At 56.7% G+C, this 12,552-nt stretch carries 11 protein-coding genes; 7 read left to right on the plus strand and 4 right to left on the minus strand.

Annotation, left to right across the window (positions count from 1 at the left end):
* Positions 1 to 60: 60 nt before the first annotated feature.
* Positions 61 to 453: a helix-turn-helix domain-containing protein gene (locus H6G53_RS02240; RefSeq protein ID WP_234406874.1), complete on the minus strand. Its 393-nt coding sequence runs from the start codon at positions 451 to 453 to the stop codon at positions 61 to 63.
* A 1,427-nt stretch (positions 454 to 1,880) separates the two neighbouring features.
* Between H6G53_RS02240 and ppsA the strand changes: the two genes are divergently transcribed.
* A complete protein-coding gene (ppsA, locus tag H6G53_RS02245; protein WP_190530804.1) occupies positions 1,881 to 4,343 on the plus strand; it encodes a phosphoenolpyruvate synthase in 2,463 nt (820 codons plus the stop codon).
* An 11-nt stretch (positions 4,344 to 4,354) separates the two neighbouring features.
* Here ppsA and H6G53_RS02250 read toward each other — a convergent pair whose 3' ends face one another.
* The gene (locus H6G53_RS02250) at positions 4,355 to 5,068 is read right to left on the minus strand and encodes an energy-coupling factor ABC transporter ATP-binding protein (protein WP_190530949.1); all 714 of its coding nucleotides are present in this window, start codon (positions 5,066 to 5,068) and stop codon (positions 4,355 to 4,357) included.
* A gap of 176 nt (positions 5,069 to 5,244) precedes the next feature.
* Positions 5,245 to 5,526, minus strand: coding sequence for a hypothetical protein (locus H6G53_RS02255; RefSeq protein ID WP_099533114.1), 282 nt, complete (start codon positions 5,524 to 5,526; stop codon positions 5,245 to 5,247).
* A gap of 29 nt (positions 5,527 to 5,555) precedes the next feature.
* Here H6G53_RS02255 and H6G53_RS02260 point away from each other — a divergent pair, with 29 nt between their 5' ends.
* Positions 5,556 to 5,732, plus strand: coding sequence for a hypothetical protein (locus tag H6G53_RS02260; protein ID WP_190530805.1), 177 nt, complete (start codon positions 5,556 to 5,558; stop codon positions 5,730 to 5,732).
* Here the strand turns inward: H6G53_RS02260 and H6G53_RS02265 are convergent.
* Positions 5,729 to 6,823, minus strand: a complete 1,095-nt coding sequence (locus H6G53_RS02265) for an aspartate-semialdehyde dehydrogenase (RefSeq protein WP_190530806.1) — start codon at positions 6,821 to 6,823, stop codon at positions 5,729 to 5,731. The genes H6G53_RS02260 and H6G53_RS02265 overlap by 4 nt on opposite strands.
* Positions 6,824 to 7,009: 186 nt before the next feature.
* On the opposite strand from H6G53_RS02265, the gene tig reads away from it, so the two are divergent.
* The 5 genes from tig to H6G53_RS02290 all read left to right on the plus strand — a co-directional run bounded on the left by tig (position 7,010) and on the right by H6G53_RS02290 (position 12,544).
* On the plus strand, positions 7,010 to 8,497 hold the full coding sequence (gene tig, locus H6G53_RS02270) for a trigger factor (RefSeq protein WP_190530807.1): 1,488 nt from the start codon (positions 7,010 to 7,012) through the stop codon (positions 8,495 to 8,497).
* 509 nt (positions 8,498 to 9,006) lie between these two features.
* Positions 9,007 to 9,333, plus strand: coding sequence for a thioredoxin (gene trxA, locus H6G53_RS02275; protein ID WP_099533117.1), 327 nt, complete (start codon positions 9,007 to 9,009; stop codon positions 9,331 to 9,333).
* Positions 9,334 to 9,697: 364 nt separating this feature from the next.
* Positions 9,698 to 10,717 carry an LOG family protein gene (locus H6G53_RS02280; RefSeq protein WP_190526616.1) on the plus strand — a complete coding sequence of 340 codons (1,020 nt, stop codon included), beginning with the start codon at positions 9,698 to 9,700 and terminating at the stop codon, positions 10,715 to 10,717.
* A 101-nt stretch (positions 10,718 to 10,818) separates the two neighbouring features.
* Positions 10,819 to 11,940: an S-methyl-5-thioribose-1-phosphate isomerase gene (gene mtnA, locus H6G53_RS02285; RefSeq protein ID WP_190530808.1), complete on the plus strand. Its 1,122-nt coding sequence runs from the start codon at positions 10,819 to 10,821 to the stop codon at positions 11,938 to 11,940.
* On the plus strand, positions 11,933 to 12,544 hold the full coding sequence (locus H6G53_RS02290) for a class II aldolase/adducin family protein (protein WP_190530809.1): 612 nt from the start codon (positions 11,933 to 11,935) through the stop codon (positions 12,542 to 12,544). Before mtnA ends, H6G53_RS02290 begins: the two co-directional genes overlap by 8 nt.
* Positions 12,545 to 12,552 lie beyond the last annotated feature (8 nt).

A 12,552-nucleotide genomic window follows, 5' to 3' on the forward strand; every position in this document is an offset into this window, starting at 1 on the left:
GTCTGGTGCTGTCCCAGTCCCGTCCCGTCCCAGCCCGGCACAACTCCAGCCCGGCCGAGCCTAAACGACCGTCAACTTAGCATTGGGGTGGCAACCACAGGGATCGTCGCTATCGACCCATTTCAAACCCAACTGCGCCATCGCCTGCATCACCGGTTCCACCTCCTGACCCTTGGCCGTCAAAGCATATTCCACGTGGGGCGGCACCTCGGGATAAACCCGCCGCACAATTAAGCCGTGGCGTTCCAGACCCCGCAGCCGTTGAGTGAGCGTTTTGCTGCTAATGCCGGGTAACAGCATCATCAGCTCACTGGGCCGCCGTGGTTGATCGCGCAGCAGCCGCAAAATCAAGATCGACCATTTATGACCGATCGCCTCCAAAACGACCTGGATTGGGCAAGCACTATCGGTGCAGGTTTGCTCAGCCGTCATCAACCCCTGTTGTTTACCCATGGTTGTGCCTCCTAAAACACACTGGGAATGATTGATTTCCCCCTCCCAGTTCCACCCTTTGTGGATCCTCAAACATGAGGAATTGAGAAATGAATGAGAGTTTTGAGATCGCCGGTCTAGACGTTGACTGGGTGCTGTGACTGCCCATTGATGGGCAGTGCCAGATGCGCAGGGCGATCGCCCCTTGGGCCTGTTCCAAGCCAGCCCTATAACCGGTCATTCCCACCGGTTGCAGCGCGCGGGCCTGAGCCAGCGGGGCAACTAGTGAGTCAGCGGCGTACTAGCCGTAACACCGCCCATGACCTGGCCGTAGACACATCATCGTTAACGCACGATCGTTCAAGGCACGATAGCCCATGCTTAATCCATCGTCGGCAGTGGTTGCTATTACCACCATGACGATTGGATAAGATAACCATCTACTCATCATACGCACTGAATTACGTCATCCCAAGCCAAAAATTGCGATAACACAGCTCCTGTGCATGGTTTTGGGAATTGGGGGCTGATGGTGTCCACAGTGAAGGCTGACCAGAAGCAGCAACCCAAGAACTGACTGACTGGATTGAAATCACCGCCGAGTTAAGGGATTTCAGCGGTTAAAAATTGATAGAAATCCAATCGACAGTCATGGAAACTTAAAGTCTCTGAACTAAAAGTCAGGAAACTTCAAACTTTCTCAGGGAGTTCTCAAGGACTCAAAGACGTTTCGGATATTTTTATTTTCCTTTAGATTGCCCTCAATCGTCAAATCAGATTGAATTCTTTACTTTCGGATTCCAAGAATCAACTTGGAAATGACCTTGCCTAAATCATGTCCTTTGAGGAACGATTGAAGTATCTCCTCCTATAAAGGTCAAGTTCAGCAAATTCCAAAATAGTCGGCAAATGATCGGACTATTTTGTCAATGGGTTCACAAACTCTCTTAACACGATCATTCGATCGAGTCATCCGGTGGATCCCTGTGGCGGCTCCTCAGATTTTGATCGATTCCCTCATTTCATTCAAGATTACGAACTGTTAAGGTCTGAGATCCCCATTATTGTTGCATGGGCTTGACCAAGATTGACTTCAAAAGATTGATTTCAACGGAGTGCCATCGTTTCGCATCATCTGACCGTTTCTGACCATGAATGTCGGGTTTTGATCGTTAACTTGCCTTAAACCGTGAATTTCGATAAGCGGTGATGCGGATTTTTTGCTGCAATGCTGCTGAAGGATGAGAGTCATTGGGCTGGCTCTGCGAGCGGTCAGAGGGCAAATTAACCGAATTTTAGCGAGGGTTGGATGGCAACCATCGCCTCTGGTCGTTGTTGGCTAAAGAGGGAATCAATCAAGGGATTCCTGACAATAATTGCCGATTGCAGATGCCGTTCTTGAAGGTTGTTCAAGAAGGTTGTTCAAGGTTGTTCTGAGGTCTTTGGTTATGACACATGCCACGTCAGTGCCTCATGCCCGCCCTGCGGCCGATCGCGATCAGGCGTTAGTGCTTTGGTTCGATCAAGTGGGCATTGCCGATTTGCCCTTGGTTGGCGGTAAGAATGCCTCTTTGGGGGAAATGATTCGTCAGTTGACCGCGAAGGGCGTGCGCGTTCCGAACGGATTTGCCACCACGGCGTTTGCCTACCGGTCGTTTATTCAAGAATCGGGGTTAGAAGCCAAGCTGCGGGACATTTTTGCCACCTTGGATGTGGATAATGGCGAAAGTTTGCGGCGGTGTGGTCAAAAGGCTCGGAATTTGATTTTGCACGCGGAATTTCCGATGAATTTGCAAGAGGAAATCACCCGGGCTTACCAGGCGCTCTGTTCGCAATACGGGGCGGATGTGGATGTGGCGGTGCGATCGAGCGCCACGGCGGAAGATTTGCCCGATGCCAGCTTTGCGGGGCAACAGGAAACCTATCTGAACGTCCATGGCATGGCGGCGGTGTTGGAAGCCTGTAAGCGCTGTTTTGCGTCGATTTTCACCGATCGCGCCATTTCCTACCGCCAAATTAAGGGCTTTGACCACTTTGAAGTGGCCCTGTCCGTGGGGGTGCAAAAGATGGTGCGCTCCGACATGGACAGTTCGGGCGTGATTTTCACCCTGGACACGGAAACCGGCTTCCGGGATGTGGTGCTGGTGACGGCGGCCTATGGTTTGGGCGAAAACGTGGTGCAAGGGGCGGTGAACCCCGATGAATACGTGGTCTTTAAGCCCACCTTGGCCCAGGGCAAGCGGCCCATTCTGAGTAAGCGGCTGGGCACGAAAGAGATCAAGATGATCTATGCGCCGGGCAGCACTAAACCCACCAAGAATGTGCCAGTGGCCGTGGCCGATCGCAACCGCTATGCGATCGGGGACGATGACATTGTGCAACTGGCCCGCTGGGCGGTGATCATTGAGGATCACTATTCCGAAGTGCGTGGCGTGCCGACTCCGATGGACATCGAGTGGGCCAAAGATGGGCAAACGGGCGATTTGTTTATTGTGCAAGCCCGCCCGGAAACGGTGCAGTCCCAACGCAGCGGGAATGTGCTGCAAAACTACGTGATTACGCTGCCGCCCGAACAACGGCCACCGGTGGTGATTACCGGTCGCAGCGTCGGTGAAAAGGTGGGCCGCGGTCGAGCAAGGGTAATTTTGGACGTGCATCGCATTGACGAGTTCGAGGCGGGTGAAGTGCTGGTGACCAACCGCACGGATCCGGACTGGGAACCGATCATGAAGAAGGCCAGCGCGATCGTCACCAACCAAGGCGGGCGCACCTGTCACGCGGCGATCATTGCCCGCGAAATGGGCATCCCGGCGATCGTGGGGGCCGGCAACGCCACCAGTGCCGTGGAAACGGGCCAAATGCTCACGGTGTCCTGTTGTGAAGGAGACGAAGGCAAGGTCTATGCCGGAGAAGTGCCCTTTGAGATTAAGGAAACTCGCCTGGATAATTTGCCCCGACCCAAGACCCAGATCTTGATGAATGTGGGCAACCCGGAAGAGGCGTTCAGTCTGGCCTCGTTGCCCTGTGATGGGGTGGGTTTGGCCCGGTTGGAGTTCATTATTGCCAACCACATCCAAGTACACCCGATGGCTCTGATCCAGTACGACAAGCTGGAGGATAAGTCGGTGCGTAAGCAGGTGGGCGAGTTGACGCACCTGTATAAGACCAATCGTCCGCAATACTATGTGGAGAAGCTGGCCCAAGGGGTGGGCACGATCGCGGCGGCCTTCTATCCCAAGCCGGTGATTGTGCGGATGTCGGATTTCAAGACCAATGAATATGCCAACCTGCTGGGTGGGCGGCAATTCGAGCCGATCGAAGAAAACCCGATGATTGGCTGGCGCGGCGCATCTCGCTACTACGATCCGAAATTCCGGGCCGCCTTCGCGTTGGAATGCCAGGCCCTGAAGCGGGTGCGGGACGACATGGGCTTAACCAATGTGATTCCGATGATTCCGTTCTGCCGCACACCGGAAGAGGGAATGCGGGTGTTGGAGGTGATGGCGGAAAACGGCCTGAAACGGGGCGAAAACGGCTTGCAGGTCTATGTGATGTGCGAGCTGCCGAGCAACGTGATCGCGGGCGATGCCTTCAGCGAGGTGTTTGATGGGTTCTCGATCGGCTCCAATGACCTGACGCAACTCACGTTGGGTCTCGATCGCGATTCCGCCTTGGTGGCGCACCTGTTCGATGAACGCTGCCCGGCGGTGAAACGGATGGTTAGCATGGCGATTAAGACCGCCAAGGCCAACGGCCGCAAAATTGGGATTTGTGGTCAAGCGCCCAGTGATTACCCCGAATTTGCCCAATTCCTGGTGCAGGAGGGGATTGACTCCATCAGCTTGAACCCGGATTCGGTCTTGAAGACGCTGCTGGCGATCGCGGACATTGAAACGGAGACCGTGCCATAGCCCCTGAGCGCTTACGGGGTCAGGAGTCGATCGCGCATGGCCGCTGGTTTGCCGGCGGCCACAACCTGCCCGTTTTCCAGCAAAAAGGCCCCATCGCAATAGTCCAGTTCTTCGAGGCGATGGGTCACCCAAAGGGCCGTGATTCCCCGATCGTCCACTAACTGACGCACGCAGCGCACCAAGTCCAATTGACTGTCGGGGTCGAGCAGGGCGGTGGGTTCATCGAGCAACAAGACTTCGCAACGGGTGGCGATCGCTCCGGCAATGGCCACCCGTTGCTTTTGGCCGCCACTGAGGGCGTAGATCGGGCGGCGCTCCAAGTCCAAAATATTGAGTTCAGCCAGGGCGCTGCGGATTCGATCGCGCGTTTCGATCGCCGACAAATTCTCTTCAGCTAACCCAAAGGCCACATCTGCCCCCACCGTAGGCATCACCAATTGGCGATCGGGATTTTGGAACACAAAGCCCACGGGCCGCCGCAACAACACCTGGCCGCTGCTCGGTTGGTTTAACCCCGCCAAGAGCTGCATCAGGGTTGATTTGCCGCTGCCATTGGTTCCCAGCAGCATCCAAAATTCCCCGGCGGGCACGCTCAGGGAACAGTTTTTCAGGACGGGTTTATCAGTTGCCCACTGGAACGAGACCTGCCGCACTGCGATCGCTGGTTCCGTCACCCGATCGTTTGGGAACAATCCCCGCTCATCCGGTTTGGGCTGGCCTTGCATGGGGGCGATCGTCCTTAACAGTGCGCGATAGAGATGTTGAACCGTCCGCAAGACCGATCCAATCACAGGGCAACCTCAACCCAACGAACCAGCATGATGGTGATCAAATCCGTTGAGGAGCAAGGGGCTTAAGTCCCTTGTCTGGTTGAGTGGTGATTGGATCGATCACGGCAGATTTAGTTGGTTGCGCCCGTGGCGGCGGCCAAGAAACCGGCCGTCCGGCCACCCGCTTGGGCTGCGCCAGACTTATCGCTGATTTGCACAGCCACCACTTCGCTGGTCAGGATAGAAATTTTCTTGCCCACCATTTTTTCACAGGTCAAATCAAGCCATTGGGCCTGACCCGATTGCACAAAACCCAAAATTTCCGCATAGAGCGCTTCCGCATCTTCCGCATTCTTGCGCTGCACCGAAAACGTGGCGGGCGAACTCTTGAGAGCAACTTCGATCGTGAACATAGCACTGGAAACCAGAAACAGCTTGGGAGTTGGCCGATTCAGCCTTCATCGAGTGGGGCGCAGCCGGGATCATCTTAGCGCGGTGGCCAAGGCGCGATCGCCCAGAAAACCGATCACACCCCCACCGCGATCGCACCGTGAGGGGGCAAGGGGCTGAAGCCCCTTGTCTGCACCTGACCGGCCCCTTGATTTACCTGTTGCTTTAACGGGCGGATTTGCGCTTCACCCAGCCTTTTTCCACCAGCAGTTCCGCGATTTGCACCGCATTCAGGGCCGCACCCTTGCGAATTTGGTCGCCACAGAGCCACAGGTCGATCGCATTGGGGTTGGAAATATCTTGGCGAATCCGACCCACCAACACGTCGTCTTTGCCGCTGGCATCGATCGGCATCGGGAAATAGTTGCGCTCCCAATCTTCCAGCAGCGTCACACCGGCCGCCGATTTCAGGATCTCGCGGGCGCGATCGACCGGGAACGGCTCCGCAAATTCCAAATTCAGCGCCTCCGAGTGGGCCCGCAACACCGGCACGCGCACGCAAGTGGCCGTCACCCGTAGGGCTTCGGTGCCAAAGATTTTGCGGGTTTCGTTCACCATTTTCATTTCTTCTTCGCAGTAGCCATTGGCTCCCAGGGGCGAATTGTGTGGGAACAGGTTAAAGGCCAAGGGATAGGGCAAAATTTCCGCCACCGGCTCCCCCCCATCCAAAATCGCCCGTGATTGCACCTTTACCTCTTCCATGGCCCGAGCGCCCGCGCCGCTGGCCGATTGGTAGGTGGCGGCCACAATCCGCTGGATCGGTTGCACCAAATGCAAGGGCCAAGTGGCCACCGCCATCAGGATCGTAGTGCAGTTGGGGTTGGCGATGATCCCTTCGTGGTCGGCCGCTGCGTCGGGGTTCACTTCGGGCACCACCAGGGGCACATCGGGCCGCATCCGAAAGGCGCTGGAATTATCGATCGTCACGGCTCCAGCAGCCACGATCGTGTCAATCCAAGCCTTGGAGGTGCTGCCGCCGGCCGAGGCCAGGACAATATCCACGTCCTTGAACGCCTCGGCGGTGGTGGCTTCTACGGTCAGGGTTTCGCCGCCAAAGGTACAGGTCTGGCCGGCCGATCGCGCCGAAGCCAGCAACTTCAGTTCTGCGATCGGGAACTGCCGTTCTTCCAGCAATTGCAGCAGCTCCGTACCCACAGCGCCCGTAGCGCCCAAAATGGCGACGCGATATCCAGCCAAGGTCTTCTCTCCCCAGGAACGCCAAAAACTAGCCAACTCGATCGCCCATGCAGAGGGGCGCATTTCAGCTAGGATAGTCTATTGCGGTTCATCTGGCGTAGCTTGCCCGTCAACGTCGCACCTCGCTTCAGCACGATGCCGCAGCACTATGCCAGCGCCGCACGTCGCTCGGTTATAGGTCTGGCTATGGCCAGCTTGTGTTGCAAGTTTCGTTGAGTCCGTTTCGTTTTGTCAGTTGTTGGATCATCCATGAAAGTCACCCAGGAAAAACTGTCCGCCAGTCAGGTTAGCCTCACGATCGAAGTGCCCGCTGAACTGTCGGCCAAGGTCTACGAAGACACCCTCAGTAAGTACGCCAAAGCCGTCAAACTTCCTGGGTTCCGCAAGGGCAAAGTGCCCCGCGCCGTGTTGATTCAGCAAATTGGCCCCGCCGCCCTCAAGGCCGCCAGTCTGGATGAGTTGGTGGAAGCGGGCGTGAAAGCCGCCATCAAGCAAGAAAAAATCGAACCCGCCGGCCAGGCCCAAATCACCTCCTCCGAAGAGGAATTGTTCTCGAAGTTTGAGCCGGGCCAAACCCTGACCTTTGCGGTCAAGCTGGATGTGGTTCCCGACATTGACCTGCCCCCCTACAGCGGCTTGACCGTTCAGGCCGAGCGCGTTGATCCCGATCCCAGCCGGGTCGATCGGATCCTGGAACAGCAACGGGAATCCTCCGCCGACTTGATTCCCGTGGAAGGTCGCCCGGCCCAGTTGGGCGATGCTGTGGTGATTGACTACAAAGGAACCCTTACCCCCGAAGAAGGCAAAACCGATCCGGAAGATCTCTCCGGTCTGGAAGCGACGGATTTCCAAGTGGATTTGGATCAGAAGAAATTCATCCCCGGCTTTGTGGATGGGATCGTGGGCATGAATGCCGGTGAGAGCAAGTCAATCACCGTGCGCTTCCCGGCGGATTACGGCCGCGAAGACCTGCAAGATCGCGAAGTCACCTTTGAGATCACCCTGCATGACATCAAAGAGCGCGAACTGCCCGAGCTGACCGACGAATTCATCAAGTCGATCAGCAAATACGAAACCCTGGCGGATCTGCGGGCTGAGTTTGAGTCCCAGTACCAACAGGAAGCCGACGAGCAAACCGAGCAGAACAAGGAAGCAGCCCTGATTGCCGCCTTGATTGACAATGTGGATGTGGATTTGCCCGAAAGCCTGGTGCAGCAAGAGGTGCGCGGGATTGTGAACCAGTCCATGTATCAACTGCAAAGCCAGGGCATTGATGTGCGCAAGTTCATGAACGATGAACTGATGGCCAACATGCAGCAAACGGCGCGCCCAGATGCCATTCGGCAAGTGAAGACGGATTTGGTGCTGCGGGCTGTGGGTCGCAAAGAGTCGATCGAGGTCAGCGATGAGGAAGTGCAAACCCGCGCGAAGGAGCTGAAGGCGGCCCTTTCTGGCCAAAAGGTCGATCGCGCTCGGTTGGAATCCGTGGTTTACGAAGACCTGTACCGGGGCAAGGTGCTGACTTGGTTGAAGGAAAACAACAGCTTTGAGCTGCTGGAACCCGGTTCCCTGAGCCAGGCGGAAGAGTCAGAAGCAACCGAAGCGGAGGAAACCCCCGCCGCTGAAGCCACGGTCGATGTGACCGCTGAGAGCGCCGCCGACACTGACACCGACGACACCGACGCAGCCGGTAAAAAGGGCGCGGCCAAGAAGGGCAAGGGCAAGAAGGCCGACTAACCCAAGGCCGGCTAGCGGTTGGTCTCGCTGTGGTGTCTCATGCAGGTAGCTAATGCAGGTGGCTGATATGGGCCATAGGCAAAACTAGTGAGCCAACAACAAGGCTGATCGCCCGATCGGGATCGGAGCAATCCCTAGGTTCTCCGACCCGATCGCGCCCTAACTGAGCCACCGCCAGCGATCGCCCCAGCGCAACCCCGAAACAGCCCGGATCCCCGGTGGTTTCGCTGTGATTTCCCTTGATCCGCCGCGATCTCGTACCCGATCTCGTAAAGTTTCTGAGCGATCGGTCAAATCGTCAGAGCTGGAGTTTTGCTTGTGGTAATCTGGATTTGCCTCGTATCAAGCATGGCGTGCCAAATCCCTCAAGGACTTGTCTAGGCAGGGGAACGGCGGTTCAGGAACTAACCTTGGCTTTGGGAAATTTTCCATGTTTTGGCCGAGGAAAGATGTCAAGATTGGTCTGAGTCAAAAGACTGATTTAGTAACGGTTTAGAGGATAGGTCAGCATGGCGGCAGCAACGGCAGTTACCGACGCAAACTTCGAGGCAGAAGTGCTCCAAAGCACAGTCCCAGTATTGGTAGATTTCTGGGCACCCTGGTGCGGGCCTTGTCGGATGGTAGCGCCGGTGGTTGATGAAATCGCCCAAGAATTTGACAAAAAAGTGAAGGTTGTGAAGCTGAACACCGATGAAAATCCTGGCATTGCAAGCCAGTACGGTATCCGCAGCATTCCTACCCTCATGATTTTCAAGGGTGGCGATCGCGTGGATATGGTTGTGGGCGCAGTGCCGAAGACCACGTTGGCCGGCACACTTGCCAAGTACGTTGATTAGAGCAAAGCCAAGGGGCGAGTTCTGGCTCAGGTCAGCAGACGTTTTTAAAGTCCCTGAAACTGAACTGAAATTCATCGGTTTGAAGAGCCTGGCCTTGCCAGGTTCTTTTGTTTTGGGCTGCTTTGTTCTGTTTTGCCTCGTTTTGCCCTGTTTTCGATTTCTTGGAGGCTGTTTGGGGCGATTGTGACTCCTGGGCGCGGAAGCAACGTTAACGGCAATTTAAGGGGGGATCGCTGGGGATCGTAAAGTGAGATATTGAAGAAAAGTACAGATTGCGCTGGCCCAAGCAAGCCAGGGAGGGACTGTGGCCTTTTCGTCATTATCCGTAGACCGTCGAAACAGTGGAGAACGGTTACGCCATCAGATGGTGGATTTGCTCGATCGCCTGGAAACCCTTCCCAACAGCGGCCTGGTGCAATTAGCCCTTGAAACTGTTTTGGAATTGGCCGACAGCCACGCCGATCGCCTGGATTGGAAAATTCTGAACGGTGCGCTGATCGACATGCAACGGGCGATCGAGGTGTTCTATCCCTATCGCCATGTGCGGAAGGTGGCCATCTTTGGCTCGGCCCGCACACCCGAACAAGAGCCGGAATATGAGGCGGCCTTGACTTTTGCCCGTTGCATCACGGCTCGGGGCTTCATGGCCATCACGGGAGCCGGCCCAGGCATTATGCAGGCGGCCAACGAGGGGGCCGGCCGGGAAAAATCCTTTGGCCTCAATATCCAATTGCCCTTTGAGCAAACCTCTAATCCCCACATTGACGGGGATCCCAAGCTGGTGAACTTCAAGTATTTCTTTACGCGCAAACTGTTCTTCTTGCGCGAAAGCGATGCGGTGGCGCTGTTTCCCGGGGGCTTTGGCACACAGGATGAGGCGTTTGAGTGCCTCACGCTGTCGCAAACGGGTAAGTTTGGCCCGGCTCCCATTGTGCTGCTCGATCGCCCCGGTGGAGACTATTGGCAAACCTGGGAAGCCTACCACCGTGACCACCTGCTGCACCGTGGCCTGATCAGCCCCGAAGATTTGAATTTGTATTTCATGACCGATCGCCCGGCCGCCGCCTGTGACTATATCGCCGACTTCTATCGGATTTATCATTCCAGTCGCTATGTGGGCGATCGGCTGGTGTTGCGATTGCGAACGGAACTGTCGGATGAATGGTTGGCAAAACTGAACGAAACCTTCAGTGACATTTTGGTCAGTGGGGCGATCGAAAAGTCCGCCGCTCTGCCCGCAGAACGCAACAGCCCTACGGTGGGGTTGCCGCGCTTGGTGATGACGTTTAACCAACGGGATTTGGGTCGGTTGCACCAGTTAATTCACCAAATCAATCAATTTCAGCCTGCCACGACGCTGTTTCCGCATCCGGAGGTGAAATAGTTGCCGACGGGTGCTCCCGGCTGTGAATTCGCCCTTGGCTTGAGCAAGGCCAACCCTCAATGCCAAGATGACGATCGCCCTTTGGATTGTGGTGGTGGTTCATGAAAATTGCTGGTGTTGCGACCCGAACCATTCGGTTTGATCCCGATCGCCCGGAAGCGGTGGCGGTGATTGACCAACGGCAATTGCCCCATCAACTGGTTTGGCAACCGCTGCCGGATTTGGAAACGGCGGCTTGGGCCATTGAGGAGATGGTGGTGCGCGGTGCGCCGCTGATTGGAGCCACGGCGGCGGTGGGGATGGCCCTGGCGGGCATGGCGGTGCGATCGACTGCGGACTTTCAGGGGGCGATCGCGGAGGCGGCCCAACGGCTACTGAAAACGCGGCCCACGGCCGTCAATCTCCATTGGGCGATCGCTCAGCAGTTGGCAGCAGTGGCCGATTGTCAGTCTGGGGCGGCCGCGTTCGATCGGCTGCGGCTGCGGGCCGCCGAAATCATCGAGGCCGATGTGCAGCAATGCGCCCAAATTGGTCACCACGGCCAACGCCTGATTGCAGACATCTATGCCCGCACCGGCCGCCCTGTGAATGTGCTGACGCACTGCAATGCGGGCTGGCTGGCCTGCGTGGACTGGGGAACCGCCACCGCTCCCATCTATCAAGCCTTTGATCAGGGAATTCCGCTCCATGTGTGGGTGGATGAAACTCGCCCACGCAACCAGGGTGCAAAGCTGACCGCTTGGGAGTTGGGCCAACATGGCGTGCCCCATACCCTGATTGCGGACAACACGGGCGGCCACCTGATGCAGCATGGTTTGGTGGATTTGGTGATTGTGGGGAGCGATCGCACCACACGCTGTGGCGATGTGGCCAACAAAATCGGCACTTACCTGAAGGCCTTGGCCGCCAAAGATAATGATCTGCCATTCTATGTGGCGCTGCCGTCTTCCACGATCGACTGGACATTGCGGGACGGGGTGCGGGAAATTCCGATCGAACAGCGGAGCGATCGGGAAGTGAAATATATGGATGGCCGCACGGAATCGGGAGCGATCGCCTCTGTGCTGATTTGCCCAGAAGCCTCTCCGGCTGCGAACTATGGGTTTGATGTGACCCCGGCCCGGCTGGTCACGGGGTTGATTACCGAGCGCGGCCTTTGCGCGGCCTCCGAAGCGGGCTTGCTGGGTCTGTTTCCCGAACAGGGGGCCCAAAACCATGGATGAGGGCGTAATTAAATTTGCCTGCGATTGGCAGCAGGCTCCCCCGATCGCCCTTGATCCGATGGCGTTGCAGGCACTGATCACCTGGCGTGATCGACTGTTTCAGTGTGGGGCGATCGGGGTGTATCCCAACGGCATTGGCTACGGCAACCTCAGCATTCGTCTGGGGATTGATCGATTTTTGATCTCCGGTACGCAGACGGGCCACCTCACCCGCACCGGCCCCGAGCATTACACCCTGGTCGATCGCTGGGAGATCGATCGCAACTGGCTTCACTGCTGGGGGCCGATCTGCGCCTCTTCGGAATCCCTGACCCATGCGGCCATTTACCAACTGGATCCAAACATTCGGGCGATTATTCACGGTCACTGTCCCGCCCTTTGGAATCAAGAGCGCGATCGCCTGCCCACCACTCGGGCAACGGTTCCCTACGGCACACCGGCCATGGCGCGGGAAATGGCGCGGCTGTTTACCGCAAGCCCCTTACCGGAATGCCGCATTTTGGTAATGGCGGGTCATGAGGATGGGGTGTTGTCCTTTGGTCAGGATCTGGAAACGGCGGCCCAACCGTTGCTCGATCGCCTCGCGGCCCTGGGGGCGATCTGAACAAAGCC

Source organism: Limnothrix sp. FACHB-406, from assembly GCF_014698235.1.
Classification (GTDB): Bacteria; Cyanobacteriota; Cyanobacteriia; order CACIAM-69d; family CACIAM-69d; genus CACIAM-69d.